This is a genomic window from Rhizobium sp. Root1203, assembly GCF_001424945.1.
GTDB lineage: Bacteria > Pseudomonadota > Alphaproteobacteria > Rhizobiales > Rhizobiaceae > Rhizobium.
This window is the reverse complement of record NZ_LMCW01000001.1, coordinates 568,976-582,253: the sequence shown is the minus strand read 5'-3', so window position 1 is coordinate 582,253 and position 13,278 is coordinate 568,976. Positions and strand designations below refer to the sequence as shown.

The 13,278-nt window shown below is 62.3% G+C and carries 15 protein-coding genes; 8 read left to right on the top strand and 7 right to left on the bottom strand.

Annotated elements, in window-relative coordinates:
• Positions 1-30: 30 nt before the first annotated feature.
• On the top strand, positions 31-1,554 hold the full coding sequence (zwf, locus tag ASC97_RS02855; protein ID WP_057466817.1) for a glucose-6-phosphate dehydrogenase: 1,524 nt from the start codon (positions 31-33) through the stop codon (positions 1,552-1,554).
• Between the two features lie 306 nt (positions 1,555-1,860).
• On the opposite strand, the gene ASC97_RS33745 is transcribed toward zwf, so the two are convergent.
• Positions 1,861-2,121: a hypothetical protein gene (locus ASC97_RS33745; protein WP_156390304.1), complete on the bottom strand. Its 261-nt coding sequence runs from the start codon at positions 2,119-2,121 to the stop codon at positions 1,861-1,863.
• A gap of 111 nt (positions 2,122-2,232) precedes the next feature.
• Here ASC97_RS33745 and ASC97_RS02845 point away from each other — a divergent pair, with 111 nt between their 5' ends.
• Positions 2,233-2,694, top strand: a complete 462-nt coding sequence (locus tag ASC97_RS02845) for a hypothetical protein (RefSeq protein ID WP_057466815.1) — start codon at positions 2,233-2,235, stop codon at positions 2,692-2,694.
• Positions 2,695-2,787: 93 nt separating this feature from the next.
• Here the strand turns inward: ASC97_RS02845 and ASC97_RS02840 are convergent, their stop codons facing one another.
• Positions 2,788-3,186: a hypothetical protein gene (locus ASC97_RS02840; protein ID WP_057466814.1), complete on the bottom strand. Its 399-nt coding sequence runs from the start codon at positions 3,184-3,186 to the stop codon at positions 2,788-2,790.
• Positions 3,187-3,416: 230 nt separating this feature from the next.
• Between ASC97_RS02840 and ASC97_RS02835 the strand changes: the two genes are divergently transcribed.
• The 3 genes from ASC97_RS02835 (at position 3,417) to ASC97_RS02825 (ending at position 7,214) form a co-directional block, all read left to right on the top strand.
• A complete protein-coding gene (locus ASC97_RS02835; RefSeq protein WP_057466813.1) occupies positions 3,417-4,979 on the top strand; it encodes a helicase HerA-like C-terminal domain-containing protein in 1,563 nt (520 codons plus the stop codon).
• 28 nt (positions 4,980-5,007) lie between these two features.
• Positions 5,008-5,394, top strand: a complete 387-nt coding sequence (locus ASC97_RS02830; RefSeq protein ID WP_057466812.1) for a DUF6984 family protein — start codon at positions 5,008-5,010, stop codon at positions 5,392-5,394.
• A gap of 293 nt (positions 5,395-5,687) precedes the next feature.
• A complete protein-coding gene (locus ASC97_RS02825; protein WP_057466811.1) occupies positions 5,688-7,214 on the top strand; it encodes an ABC-F family ATP-binding cassette domain-containing protein in 1,527 nt (508 codons plus the stop codon).
• Positions 7,215-7,232: 18 nt separating this feature from the next.
• On the opposite strand, the gene ASC97_RS02820 is transcribed toward ASC97_RS02825, so the two are convergent.
• Together ASC97_RS02820 and ASC97_RS35015 are read right to left on the bottom strand one after the other, a co-directional pair.
• Positions 7,233-8,480, bottom strand: a complete 1,248-nt coding sequence (locus ASC97_RS02820) for an ABC transporter substrate-binding protein (protein ID WP_057466995.1) — start codon at positions 8,478-8,480, stop codon at positions 7,233-7,235.
• A 154-nt stretch (positions 8,481-8,634) separates the two neighbouring features.
• A complete protein-coding gene (locus ASC97_RS35015; protein ID WP_244481384.1) occupies positions 8,635-8,895 on the bottom strand; it encodes a hypothetical protein in 261 nt (86 codons plus the stop codon).
• Between the two features lie 34 nt (positions 8,896-8,929).
• On the opposite strand from ASC97_RS35015, the gene ASC97_RS02815 reads away from it, so the two are divergent.
• Positions 8,930-9,685, top strand: coding sequence for a transglutaminase-like cysteine peptidase (locus ASC97_RS02815; protein ID WP_244481383.1), 756 nt, complete (start codon positions 8,930-8,932; stop codon positions 9,683-9,685).
• A 45-nt stretch (positions 9,686-9,730) separates the two neighbouring features.
• Here ASC97_RS02815 and ASC97_RS02810 read toward each other — a convergent pair whose 3' ends face one another.
• Positions 9,731-9,997 carry a DUF2277 domain-containing protein gene (locus ASC97_RS02810; protein WP_057466809.1) on the bottom strand — a complete coding sequence of 89 codons (267 nt, stop codon included), beginning with the start codon at positions 9,995-9,997 and terminating at the stop codon, positions 9,731-9,733.
• A 333-nt stretch (positions 9,998-10,330) separates the two neighbouring features.
• On the opposite strand from ASC97_RS02810, the gene ASC97_RS02805 reads away from it, so the two are divergent.
• Positions 10,331-10,792, top strand: a complete 462-nt coding sequence (locus ASC97_RS02805; protein WP_057466808.1) for an alkyl sulfatase C-terminal domain-containing protein — start codon at positions 10,331-10,333, stop codon at positions 10,790-10,792.
• Between the two features lie 84 nt (positions 10,793-10,876).
• Here the strand turns inward: ASC97_RS02805 and ASC97_RS02800 are convergent, their stop codons facing one another.
• A complete protein-coding gene (locus ASC97_RS02800) occupies positions 10,877-11,647 on the bottom strand; it encodes an SDR family NAD(P)-dependent oxidoreductase (RefSeq protein ID WP_057466994.1) in 771 nt (256 codons plus the stop codon).
• 195 nt (positions 11,648-11,842) lie between these two features.
• On the opposite strand from ASC97_RS02800, the gene ASC97_RS02795 reads away from it, so the two are divergent.
• A complete protein-coding gene (locus tag ASC97_RS02795) occupies positions 11,843-12,373 on the top strand; it encodes a dihydrofolate reductase family protein (protein WP_057466807.1) in 531 nt (176 codons plus the stop codon).
• Positions 12,374-12,385: 12 nt separating this feature from the next.
• On the opposite strand, the gene ASC97_RS02790 is transcribed toward ASC97_RS02795, so the two are convergent.
• Positions 12,386-13,189, bottom strand: coding sequence for a hypothetical protein (locus ASC97_RS02790; RefSeq protein ID WP_057466806.1), 804 nt, complete (start codon positions 13,187-13,189; stop codon positions 12,386-12,388).
• Positions 13,190-13,278 lie beyond the last annotated feature (89 nt).

The following is a 13,278-nucleotide window of genomic DNA, read 5'->3' as shown; positions in this document are numbered from 1 at the left end:
CATCGACGGCGGCCCAAGGAGCAGATCATCATGGCAGCAGCCCCCACCCCGCCGGTCACGCTGGTCATCTTCGGCGCCACCGGCGACCTGACGCGCCGTCTCCTCGTGCCGGCCATCATCAACCTCACCCAGAGCGGACTGGTCGGTGACGACCTGCATATTCTCGGGGTCGGGATCGAACCGGGCGACGATGCGATGCTGGTCGCGCGGCTGGACAGCTTTCTCTCCGAACTCGACGACGGCGGCGCCCATCGAAAGAGCGAGGGCTGGCAGAGGCTGCGCGAGCGCATTTCGTACATTGCCGGCGATTTCACCAAGGACGACATCTTCATCCAGATCAAGACGCGGCTGGCGACGGCGTCGAGCGGCAACGCGGCCTTCTATCTTGCCGTGCCGCCGCAATTCTTCGGAACCCTGGTGGAGAAGCTGGCCGAGCACGGCCTGACCACCGAAGGCGACGGCTCGTTCCGCCGCATCGCGATCGAGAAGCCGTTCGGAACCGACCTCGCCTCGGCCCGAGCATTGAATGCACGGATCCTGAGCAGGGTCGCCGAAAGCCAGGTCTATCGGCTCGACCACTTCCTCGGCAAGGAAACGGTGCAGAATATCCTGACGGCGCGCTTCGCCAACATGATGATCGAGGCGCTGTGGAACAACAACTATATCGATCACGTGCAGATCACCGCCGCCGAGGTCGTCGATGTCGGCAGCCGCGGCAAATTCTACGACGCCACCGGCGCGCTCCGCGACATGGTCCCGAACCACCTGTTCCAGCTGCTGGCGATGATCGCCATGGAAGCGCCGAACGGATTTGGCGCGGAAGCCATTCGCACGGAGAAAAGCAAGGCGCTGAGCGCGCTTCGCATCTCAACGCCGGACGAAGCCACAACCCACGCCGTGCGCGGCGCGTATACGGCCGGCGCGGTCGACGGCAACAGCGTCACCGCCTTCCGGGAAACGAAAGACGTCTCGCCCGACAGCAAGACCGAGACTTTCGTGGCCCTCAAGCTCTACGTCGACACCTGGCGGTGGGCAGGCGTGCCCTTCTATCTCAGGACCGGCAAGGCGATGACCGCACGCGATACCGAAATCGTGGTGACCTTTCGGCAGGTCCCCTTCGCGCAGTTTCGCGAGACTGGCATAAAGCGCAGCCTGCCGCCGAACAAAATGGTGATCCAGGTGCAGCCGGACGAAGGCCTCAGCATCGAATTGTCGATCAAGTCGCCAGGGCTTTCGGTCGACACCGTGCCGGTCTCGCTCGACTTCCGATATGCCGACAAGTTCGACATCGGCAAGATGACGGGCTACGAGTCCCTGCTTTACGACCTTTTTATCGGAGACCAGACGCTGTTTCAGCGCGCGGACGGTATCGAGGCGGGATGGGCCGCCGTTCAGCCGTTCCTCGATGCCTGGGCAAAGAGCGGCGAAGTGCCCGAGCCCTATGCTCCGGCAAGCATGGGTCCCGCCTGTGCCGACGACCTGATCCGCCGGGACGGCCGGCAGTGGCATGAGCTCGGCGTCTCGATACACAACCAAGCCAAAGGCATCAAATAAAATACACTCTGAAGTGTGTATTTCTTTCTCCTGGCTACTGCAACCCTCTGCATTTAAGAAGAATTTCGATAATTCTTCTGCGGTGAATACTCAAAGAGTGGACATGGTGCGCACGATCCCTACAAAATAAGTAGGAGTTGACTGCCGGCGTGGGCAAACGCAAGGTTTTCACGCTGACCGCGTTGCTTTTCCAGTGCGACAAAGAAGGCGGGGCTCGTCAAACCCCGGCGAGCCCTTCTTAGGTTTCCATTGATTTGCGGTTGAAATGGCTCAAATAATCGAATTATTAATGCTCGATTAACATATTTACTTGCGCTCCTCAGCCGCCTTGCTAAATCTACCCTCTAAATCTGGGGTATTGAGATGACTGATATTCAATCTTCCAAGAATCGCTCCAATTCCGATCAGCGAATGGAGACCTGCAGATCCGAATTTGAACCCATGCTCTTCGAACTTATCCGCAATGGCGAAAAGAGGGGATGGAAGGCGGCTGAGATTGCCATGGCTCTGGCCGATGCGGCCGACGACGTCATCTTGAAGCTCGCGCGCGAAACAAAAAGCAAGCATTGACGCGCTTCCCGACCGGTACCCCCGTCCAGTGGCGAAAACAGCTTCTGGCAAGCACAGACATCACGTATTAGATTCAGCCAAGGCTTGCGGTGATTCCCGTGGCCCATCATGGCTGCGCTAAAATGGGGTTTGCTATTGCAGTGGGTTGCCGCCGCTCTTCTGGCCTGCGGATGCGTCAGTCTGGCAGAGTTTGCCGACTGGCCGGCGGCTGGCGATTTTGTCGCGAAAACCAGCTGCAGCCAAAGCACCGCGCCGAGCCGCTGCGGGCGCACGCGCGCAAGCTGGAGCGAGACCTACGCAAAGGCCATCGGCGGTGACTACCAGAGCGAGCGGGCTGTTGCCCTGTGCCTCAGCACAGGCTGCGACGACGCCATCATCGAGAACCGCATCCTCGGCTGCGCCTGGCGCCACGTCATCGCCGGGTCAAGGCATCCGCAACCTGCCGAAGACGACACGGCAGCCATCGGGCATTTTTGCGGTTCGGATTTTGTCGACGACACGGACAGGCAAACTGCCCGCGACCAATCGGCAGTCTGGCTCGGCCTGCTCGGCAGCGACCAGCGCCCATAATCAAGCACTCATAGACAAGCGCCGATATGCAAGCGCCCGGGCGGCGACCGACGGACCACATCCGCCGGTCGCCCTGGTTCAATTCGGATCGCCTCAGACGAACTGGCTGAGACCGGGGACCGACGCCACGACTTCGTCGACCACATCCTTGCCGGCGTGCTGCTCGGCGATTGCAATGGTTTCCTTGGCAAGAGTGGTGATCTCGCCCATGCCGAGGCCCTCGGACATCAGCTGCTGGCCGAGCGCCATGACGCCACCGCCGGCGCCGAGCGCTCCCATGATGCTGCCGAGGAGGCCGCCACCACCGCTTTGGCCTTCGCCATTGTACTGGGCGACGAGTTCGGAAGCGCCCGGAATGGCTTCAATCATCTTGGCGACCGGGCCGTCGGCTGCTTCGCGCTGCAGGAAGCCGAGCATCATGCCGACCGCCTTCTCCGCCACGTCGGCCGGGATGCCTACGCGCGCGGCAATCTGATCCACCATTTCATTCATCGTCAGCCTCCTGTTTATTTGACGTTCACGTCAACGTTAATCGACTTTGTCAGGCAACTCAAGCCGCCCGCCGCTATAGCAGGCCATATCCCAGTTTTCCTTTTGGTGCAGACAGTTGTCCCCACCGAACTCCCTGCTTATAACAGGCAATCTATATTACAATGACCATGCGGAAACCGCGCTCCGCATTTTGACGCAAGGGCGCCAACCGTCTTAGGAGAAGTTCCGAAATGCTCGAGGAAGGCCAGATTTTCGTAGGCGTCAGCCGCAAGCCGGATGACAGCATCAACAAGCCGGAATATCTCGATCTCAAGTTCGGAAACCGCCACGGACTGGTGACCGGCGCCACCGGCACCGGCAAGACCGTGACGCTTCAGGTGCTGGCGGAGGGCTTTTCCCGCGCCGGCGTTCCGGTCTTCTGCGCCGACATCAAGGGCGACCTTTCCGGCATAGCCGCCAAGGGCGAGCCGAAAGACTTTCTCACCAAGCGCGCCGAGCAGATCGGCTTCGACGACTACGAGTTCGATCAGTTCCCGGTGATCTTCTGGGACCTTTTCGGCGAGAAGGGCCATCGCGTGCGCACCACCATCGCCGAGATGGGCCCCCTGCTTCTGTCGCGACTGATGGACGCGTCGGAGCCGCAGGAAGGCGTGATCAACATTGCGTTCAAGATCGCCGACAAGGGCGGGCTGCCATTGCTCGACCTCAAGGATTTCTCGTCGCTGCTGAACTACATGGCGGAGAACGCCAGCGAGCTGTCCAACCAGTACGGCCTGATCTCGAAGGCATCCGTCGGATCGATCCAGCGCGGGCTGCTGGTCCTCGAACAGCAGGGAGCCGAGCACTTCTTCGGCGAACCGGCGCTCAAGATCACCGACATCATGCGCACCAACAACCGCGGCTACGGCCAGATCTCCGTGCTTGCCGCCGACAAACTGATGATGAACCCGCGGCTCTATGCGACGTTTCTCCTGTGGCTGCTGTCCGAACTTTTCGAGGAGCTGCCTGAAGTGGGCGATCCGGAGAAGCCGAACCTCGTCTTCTTTTTCGACGAAGCACACCTTTTGTTCAACGATGCGCCGAAAGTGCTGACCGAGCGGGTGGAACAGGTCGTTCGCCTCATCCGCTCGAAGGGCGTCGGCGTCTATTTCGTGACGCAGAACCCGCTCGATGTACCCGAGACCGTGCTTGCGCAGCTCGGCAACCGCGTGCAGCACGCGCTGCGTGCCTATTCGCCGCGCGAGCAGAAGGCGGTAAAGACGGCAGCCGACACCTTCCGCCCCAATCCGGCCTTCGATTGCGCCACCGTGATCACCACGCTCGGCACGGGCGAAGCGCTGGTTTCCACGCTGGAGGCGAAGGGCTCGCCCTCGATCGTCGAGCGCACGCTGATCCGCCCTCCGTCGGGCCGCGTCGGGCCGCTTACCGATGCGGAACGCCAGCAGGTCATGGACAAGAGCCCGGTTATCGGGGTCTATGACGAGGATCTCGACCGCGAATCCGCTTTCGAGATCCTTGCCGCCAGGGCGAAAAAAGCCTCCGATTCCGACGCGGCAAAGCAGGCGCAGCAGAACCAGCCGACCGAAGGCGGCGCTTCCGGCCGCTGGACGCTGCCGGGCTTCGGCGACGACGACAATGACGACAAGCCGGCCGCCCAGCAGGGCCGTTCCCGCTCGGCCGGTTACCAGCGGGAAACGGTGGTCGAGGCGGCCATGAAGAGCGTTGCCCGCACAGTTGCCACGCAAGTCGGCCGGGCTCTGGTCCGCGGCATCCTCGGAAGCCTGAAACGGTAGGCCGGTCAACCATGTCGGAAGCAGCTTCGTGACGGTGACGTGGAGAGAGCTGACCGCCGCTGAAAAGCGGATCATCGAGCGACTGGTGCGCCACGCCTCCCGAGGCAATGTGGCGCCGGCCTGGGATATCGAGACCTACCGCGCCGCGGCGATCGACGACTTCGGCTCTCTGCGGCTGCGGCCGCGCGACAAGGCCGATCCGGGGGCCGGCGCCCTCGCCCGGCCCATCGCATCGGCCTATTTCGACGACAAGGACACGCCCGATCCCTACGGCCCCCTCGTCGACATCATTCTGTTCGAGGCGGCGGGGCTTCTCTGCGAACTCCAGATCTACCGCAGCGACGGCGGCACCATCCTGCGCACTATCGAGGCGGACGATATCTTCCTGGTCACCTCCTACGAACAGCACAGTTGAAAATTCTCTCTGCCGATGCTAATTCATGGCCACTTGGAAAGGAGGGCTGCGCGTGAAGACATATTTCCGGTTCAACCGCCAGCGTGGCCCCGTCAACGCCCTGCAGATGCGTTTGCAGGGCTGACCAGAGACCGTTTCTCGCAAATCTCTTCCTGGTCTGCCCCTCGTGGCAATGCAGATCCGAGCCGTCGCTCGACTGCGTTTCTCAGAATCCACCGAGCTTGAGCATACGCACGCGATGAAGGCCGCTGGCCCTCGCTGCCGTGCTCGCTCGCAAGACCAGGGCAGGTTTCATGACACTCATCAATATCCGCAATCTCGGCGTCACCCTTGGCACGACGCTGTTTTCGAAGCTCAACCTGGCTGTGGGCAGCGGCGACCGCATCGGCCTCGTTGCCGCAAACGGCCGCGGCAAGTCGACGTTGCTGCGCTGCCTTGCCGGCACGCTGGAAGCCACCGAGGGCGACGTAACGCGCGCGCGCGGCTTGACGATCGGCCACGTCGAGCAGGACATGCCGCCTGCCCTCCTGCCGCTGCCATTCCACCAGGCCGTCCAGCAGGCATTGGCCGGCGACCAGCAGACGAACGAAAGCTGGCGCGTCGACGTGGCGCTGGAATCGCTGGAGGTTCCCGAGGACCTCAGGGAGCGGCCCGTCGGCCAGCTCAGCGGCGGCTGGCAGCGGCTGGCGATGCTCGCCCGGGTCTGGGTAACCGAGCCGGACGTGCTGTTGCTCGATGAGCCGACCAACCACCTCGATCTCGGCAAGATCACGCGGCTCGAAGAATGGCTGAATGCGCTGCCGCGCGACATGCCCGTCATCATCTCCAGCCACGACCGCGCCTTTCTGGATGCAACGACGAACCGGACGCTGTTCCTGCGCCCGGACCATTCCCCCGTCTTCACCCTGCCCTACAGTCCGGCGCGCGCCGCACTCGCTGAGGCGGACGCCTCCGAAGAGCGACGCTACCAGCGCGATATGAAGACCGCGCAGCAGCTTCGCCAGCAGGCGGCCAAGCTCAACAACATCGGCATCAACTCCGGCAGCGACCTCCTGGTGGTGAAAACCAAGCAACTGAAGCAGCGGGCCGACAGGCTGGAGGACGCGGCAAAGCCGGCACATCTCGAACGCTCGTCCGGTGCCATCCGGCTCGCCAACCGCGGAACGCACGCGAAGGTCCTGTTGGCGCTGGAAGACGCCGTCGTGGCGATACCCGACGGCACACCTCTCTTCCGGACCGGAAAGCAGTTCATCTGCCAGGGCGACCGGATCGTCCTTCTTGGTGCAAACGGAGCCGGCAAGAGCCGCCTCGTTGCGATGCTGCGCGCGGCCGTGCTGGGGAGCAATCCCGCACAGGCTGACATCAAGGCGACGCCATCGCTGGTGCTCGGCTACGGAGACCAGGCGCTTGCCGATCTTTCGGACAGCGAAACGCCGATGCGGATGATCATCCGGCGCTTCGACGTCGGCGATCAGCGTGCGCGGGCGCTTCTTGCCGGTGCCGGCATGACGATCGAGATGCAGGCGAAGCCGATCGGCCGGCTTTCGGGCGGACAGAAGGCCCGCCTCGGCATGCTGGCGCTCAGGCTTGCCAACCCGAACTTCTACCTGCTCGACGAGCCGACCAACCATCTTGATATCGAGGGCCAGGAAGCGCTGGAAGCCGAACTGATGACGCAGCAGGCGAGCTGCCTGCTCGTCTCGCACGACCGGCGTTTCATCCGCACCGTCGGCAATCGCTTCTGGCAGATCGAACGGAAGCGGCTGATCGAGGTGGAGAGCCCCGAGGAGTTTTTCGCCTCGGCGGCAGCTGTTCCCTGATATCGGAGGTCGCCCGGATCAGAACGACGCCGGAGCGGCGGCGAGCACGTTGAGCTTGCCGCCGCTGATCGCATAAAGGCTCAGCCGACGCTCGACGAGACCGGTGGGCGTCAGCCGGAAGAGGCCCGTGACGCCGCGGAAACCGACCTTGCTGGTGAGGTTCTGCGCATTGAGACCTTCCGGTCCCTTGGTGCGGATGATGCCCGAGGCGATGGCGACGGCGTCGTAGGCATAGGCCGCATCGGTCGACAGCGGGCGCTTGTAATGCCGCTGATAGCGATCGGCGATCAGCGAGGCGCCCTCGGGCTCGACCATTGCGATCAGCGTGCCTTTGGCAGTCGGTTCGGCATAGGCTTGCGGCGGCCAGGCGCTGGTGCCGATGAAATTGAGATTGCCCTGTCCGCCCGCCTTGATGGCACCTTCGACGGTGGTGGCGATCGCCGTGCGGCCGAGAATGAGGACGGTATCGGCGGCCTGCAGGAGCGGCCGGCTTTTCTGGACGGCGTCGGCGGCAGCTGCATCGGTCAGATCGTAACGGGCGATGCCGACGAAGGTACCGCCGGCGGCACGAATGGCGTTGGCAATCTGCATCTCGCCGGCCTGGGGCAAATCCTTCTGGGCATAGACCATCACCTTCTTGTGGCCGCTGGCAAACGACGCGCGCACGCCCTCGAGCGCGCTGTCGACCTCATCGGACACGAGATTGTAGACATTGCCCGCTGTCGCCGGCACGGGTGCACCGAGATTGATCAGGGGCGGCCGCTGGTCGGACGGCATCGCAGCGATGGCAGCGGCAACCGCCGGCTGAACGTAGCTGACGAGCAGTGCGGAATTTCTCGCCTTGGCTGCGGCGACCGCCGCGGGCACGCCGGCGGCGCCACCCGTCACGTCGACGACCTTCACGAATGCCTGGTTGCCGCCGAGCTCTCCAACGCTCAGCGCGGAACCGTCGCGTATATCGCGGGACGCGCCCTCATAGAGACCACTCGGCCCCTTCTGCAGCAGCAGCGTAATTTCGGCGCCGCTTTCCCCGAACGTTTCCTCGACCTCGGTGGACGGCGGCTTGACGTCGTTGGTCTTCACATTCTTGGCGATGCCGTCGACATCGGACTGGCACGCGGCCAGGATGCCGCACGAGACGACGACCAGCGATGCGAGGAGCCTTCTGACGGAGGTCACCCCAATGCGGGCATTCAGGAGCGATGCCTGCTGCGCCCGCCGTAAACCATGCGAGTTCCGCGCCTGCCCCGTCCGATCCGCTGTCACGATGTTCCCCAACCCTGTCGATGCCGCCTGGAACGGCCATTTTTCTGGCCTCATATCTGCACAGGCGGCAGCCGAAAGCAAACCCTTCACCCAAACTTGGTTGATGGAAACACTAAAATTTTCTGCTTTTTTGAACGTATAATTTCGTCCAAAGTTATCTACGCTTAAATACCTCATATTTATAGCTATTTCGTACATTTCTTCCGAACAGGGAGAACTTACGCCCCATGAAAACAACAATAAAATCAAAAGTAATTTCGTTTATTACATTTGCAGCGGCAATTTCAACTTTCTCGTTTGGCGCAGCCTCTGCATCAAATCTATACAATACGCAATCTTCCAGCCAACTATACTTAGCTTCATTTTCGACGAGCATCGGTCTCGAACTGGCACAGAGCGCGAGCATCGGCGGCATTGCCGATCTGCTCGGCGCCGCGGGACGCGGCCTCGTGCGCGCAGTCGGCTCGATGGACCTTGCGGCCCTGGCGCAACCACTGGAGCCTGCACCAGCCGGATGGACGCGCGAGACCCCGGCATCCCAGGCGGTCCGTCGCTCCGTTGCGGCGGCTCCATCGGACGGCGCGGTGTTCGGATCGGTCGCCATCCCGTTCAAGCGCCTTGCCGCGCTCAAGAGACTTGCCCCTTCGCTGTCCGATATGAACGACGGCACCGCGATCGCCTGCCGCGCCGGGCAATGCTCCGATGCGGCCGTGGCCATCAAGGCAGCCTTTGCCAGGTCGTCGCAGGCCTCGATCCGCGACAAGATGAATTCGGTCAACACCACCGTCAACCACACGATCCGTTACCGCCGGGACATCGACACCTACAAGGTCGCCGACTACTGGGCGACGCCGGCCGAGACGCTTGCCCGCCAGCAGGGCGATTGCGAAGATTTCGCGATCCTGAAGATGGCAGCCCTGCATGCCGAGGGCATCGACCTCGGGGATATGGCAGTGGTCGTGCTGTTCGACCAGAAGCGGCACTTCTACCACGCGATCCTGTCCGTTTCCGTCAACGGCAACCGCTTCATTCTCGACAACATGCGCGACGAGGTACTGCCGGACACGCGACTGCCCGACTATATGCCGCTCTACTCCATTGCCGGCGGCAAGGGCTACATCCACGGTTCACGCGTCGGCGCCAGCCAGATGGCCTCTGCCATGCCGATCGAAAAGGTCGCCCCCGGCGAGGGCGTCGCCTTCTGAGACGAAGGCACCCCTCGGACGATGCCTGCACGTGGCAGGTCGTTCCTACGCAAAACGCATCGCGGTTCTCGCACGCGCCTTTGCAGCGACTTCCTCGCGATCGCGAGCTGGCTGGGACGTCTCCAGCGATTGAAGCAGCTCGCGAGCGCATGCCGCGATCGAGCCGACCGCGCGCTCGAACGCGGCCTCGTTGCGTTTCGACGGCCTTGTCGTCCCGCTCAGCTTGCGCACGAACTGAAGGGCGGCATCATGAATCTCCTCGTCCGTCGCCGGGGGATCAAAATTGAACAGGGGTTTGATATTTCGGCACATGACTTGCTCCCGGTCATCTTTTCGCTGCTAAGCGCAGGGTGGGTCGTATAAAAGGTAGTCGCCCGGGCGTTGATTGCAACCGTGCCAAGCCGCGCACCGGGCAGGCATCCTCACATCGGCTGCTTCAGGTAAGGCGGACAACGTCGTTGCATTTCCTGCATGCGCCAGGAAAGGACTTCGACAGCATCCACCCATCGCTGCAGCGTCAGGCTCTCCTCAACATGGAGTATGGCCCCTGTTCGAAGTTATTCCGGGAATCTACCAGGTTCGTGGCTTCGACCTTGCAAGCATATCGTTCATCAAGGGTAATACCGGCTGGACGGCGTCATCGCCGTGAAGGCGGCAAAGGCGGGCAGTCCCGACTTCATTCGCGGCACCGGCACGGAGCAGTTCCTCAATTATCCGGCCATCCAGATGGACAGCCGCAAGGCCGAGGGAATGCGCTTCAAGATCAACCTGTCGACGCCCGACAACGGCGAGAAGTTCGTCGTCGAAATGAGCAATGCGACGCTGACGACGATCGCCGGCTATCAGGCAGACGACGCCGATCTGACGATCACCATCGACCGCCGAGAGCTGGAGGACATAATGATCGGTGCGGCAAAGCTGTCAGACAAGGTCTCTGCCGGAAAGGCAAAGCTGGCCGGCAATGCGCAGGTGCTTTCGCAGCTAGCGTCGACGATGGTCGAGTTTGACAACTGGTTCGAGGTCTTGCCAGGGACGAAGAAGCAGGCAGCGGCGTTGCCGAAGCCGGAGCTCCTGCAAGATGACGCGACCTACTACGAGGGACCTTAGACGAGGCCCCGTGAGGGCAAGGCCACAACAAAAGGGGTAATTCCGATAAGTCCCCTTCAGGCCAAAGGCAGGAGCGCACCGGCCTCAGGCGACGGACCATCCACCGTCCACCAGCAGGTTCGCGCCGGTGATCAGGCTCGCGGCCGGCGATGCAAGGAAGACCACGGCACCCACCACATCATCGGTTTCACCGATCCGGCCGAGCGGAATGTGACCGAGCGTCGCCTTGCGATTGTCGGCATCCGACAGAAAAGGTGCTGTACCATCGGTCGCTATGAACGTCGGCGATACGGTGTTTACGGTGACATCGTAGCGTGCCCATTCGGCCGCAAGGCAGCGCGTGAGGTGATTGATCGCCGCCTTGCTCATGCAATAGATCGCCTCACCGCGCAGCGCCACGGTACCGGCCTGTGAGCTGATGCTGACGATCCGGCCTCCCTTGCGTTCGATCATGTGACGGCCTACGGCCTGCGTCATCAGAAACGTGCCCTTGATGTTGACATCGAGTATCTCGTCAAGGTCCTTCTCCTCGACGAGTTCCGCGAGATTGCCCGGAGCCACGCCGACGTTGTTGACGAGGACGTCGATCCGACCGAACGTCGCAAGCGCGGCGTCGACGGCTTGCGCGATATGGGCCTTGTTGGGAAGGTCCAGTTCAACAGGGAGAACCTTTCGGCCCATTCCCTCGAGTTCGGCAACCAGGCCCGCCGACGCAGCGACATCGCGGACGCCGAGGACGATATCGGAGCCTGCGGCGGCACAGGCAAGCGCGCAGGCTCGACCAATGCCCCGGCTCGCTCCCGTCACCAAAGTCACCTTGCCCTCAAGGCTGAAGTCCGGCGCATTCTTCTGCATCACGATGCCTCCCTCGATGAAGCTCATTTATGGCAGCGTCGGGGCGCGGATGCCAGATGTTCCGCGCATGCCGGGAGCGCTGCGCGTTCGCACACAGAAGAACCGGTTGCAATATAAAACCAGTCCAGCTATCCTGGAGCCAATTGCATGACGCAGTCTGACCTGCGGTGGCGCGTCGCCTGGGAGGAGAAAAGCATGGCCAAGCTTGTCTTCGGAATGATGCAGTCCCTGGATGGCTACGTCGACCATATGAAGTTTGCGCCGGGCCCGGCGCTCTTCCGTCACTTCATCGAGCAAGTGCGCAGCCTGACCGGCAGCGTGTACGGTCGCCGCATCTACGAGATCATGCGCTATTGGGACGAGGATCGTCCTGAATGGGGTGGGGAAGAACGCGACTTCGCCGCGGCGTGGCGAAGCCAACCCAAGTGGGTCGTGTCGCGCACGTTGAAGTCCGTCGGCCCCAACGCCACGCTCGTCGAGGACGAGCTTGAGGCGGTGGTGCGCGGGCTGAAGGCTCGCCTCGGCGGCGAGATCGACGTTGCCGGACCAGACCTCGCACGAAGCCTGACCGATCTTGGACTCATCGATGAGTATCGACTCTACCTTTGCCCCGTCGTGGTGGGTCACGGTACGCCCTTCTTCGCCGGCCCCCGCCCGCCGCTCCGCCTGGCGGCCAGCGACCTGATGGCCGAGGACGTGATCAGGTTGACGTACGTTCCTGCCTGATCTCAAAGTTCCCTATTTCGGGAACAGGAAGGTCACCACGGCGCGAAGGCCCCAGCCGTCCGGGCCGTTTTCCGGCGATTGCGCCCAGTAGCGCGCGCCTACGCCGAAGCTCACGGGCTGTTCGCCGAACTTCACGATCTTCGAGACCTGGAAGTTGATCGGGACCGACCACTCCTCGTTTTCCCAGTCGTACGTGCTTTCGGTGTTCAACGAGAACGTCCAGGCCTCCGGCGTCGTGTAGGAAATGAAGGGCTGCAGGAACGTCGAACTGACGTCGGCGCGGGCGCTCTGCCCGGCGAACGACCATACGTGGTTTGCCAGTATGCCGAAGGTCCACGGGCCCTCCTGCTTGAGCGCTACGCCGGTGGGACCGGCGCCCCATTTTCCGCTTCCGAGCAGCTCGTCGGTTGCAGTGGGAAGCAGGAACACCGGTCCAACGCCCCAGACGATGCCATCGGTTGGCTTGGCGGGCGACAGGAAGAAACTCTGCAGCGTATCGCCGAGGCCGAACTGCTCCCCTGACGAACCGGCGATATCGTCCTGCCAGGTCACAGGCAGGATCGTGCGGGAAATCAGGTTCCAGTCTTCGTTGAGCGAAAACGGAATCACCGGCTGGATATTCAGCGTCGCGTGATCGCCATCCTGGGGTCCGTACCCCTGGTCATAGTTGAACTGGAATGGGACGCTGACCAGCGAGGCAATCGGGTTCGAGAGCTTCTTCGCGAGCTCCTCGCTGGACTGGGCATGTGCCGAAGCGGCAATCGCTACCAGGAGGGCCGTGTATGTCAAGAGTACAGAACCTGATGCCACAGCCATGCTCCACCTGCGCGTCGTTTCAACAGAAACGGAGCCATGCAGGCCCCCCTAGGTTGCGTTCGGGCACGATGAGAGAGTCCTAATGTCGG

Coding starts and splice junctions, on each gene's coding strand:
- ASC97_RS02810 (WP_057466809.1), bottom strand. CDS start 9,997: ATGTGCCGAAATATCAAACCCCTGTTCAATTTTGATCCCCCGGCGACG.
- ASC97_RS02840 (WP_057466814.1), bottom strand. CDS start 3,186: ATGAATGAAATGGTGGATCAGATTGCCGCGCGCGTAGGCATCCCGGCC.
- ASC97_RS35015 (WP_244481384.1), bottom strand. CDS start 8,895: ATGCCGCCGATGCTCGCGCTCTGTGCCAGTTCGAGACCGATGCTCGTC.
- ASC97_RS02795 (WP_057466807.1), top strand. CDS start 11,843: ATGGCCAAGCTTGTCTTCGGAATGATGCAGTCCCTGGATGGCTACGTC.
- ASC97_RS02825 (WP_057466811.1), top strand. CDS start 5,688: ATGACACTCATCAATATCCGCAATCTCGGCGTCACCCTTGGCACGACG.
- ASC97_RS02845 (WP_057466815.1), top strand. CDS start 2,233: ATGGCTGCGCTAAAATGGGGTTTGCTATTGCAGTGGGTTGCCGCCGCT.
- ASC97_RS33745 (WP_156390304.1), bottom strand. CDS start 2,121: ATGCTTGCTTTTTGTTTCGCGCGCGAGCTTCAAGATGACGTCGTCGGC.
- ASC97_RS02800 (WP_057466994.1), bottom strand. CDS start 11,647: ATGCAGAAGAATGCGCCGGACTTCAGCCTTGAGGGCAAGGTGACTTTG.
- ASC97_RS02835 (WP_057466813.1), top strand. CDS start 3,417: ATGCTCGAGGAAGGCCAGATTTTCGTAGGCGTCAGCCGCAAGCCGGAT.
- ASC97_RS02790 (WP_057466806.1), bottom strand. CDS start 13,189: ATGGCTGTGGCATCAGGTTCTGTACTCTTGACATACACGGCCCTCCTG.
- zwf (WP_057466817.1), top strand. CDS start 31: ATGGCAGCAGCCCCCACCCCGCCGGTCACGCTGGTCATCTTCGGCGCC.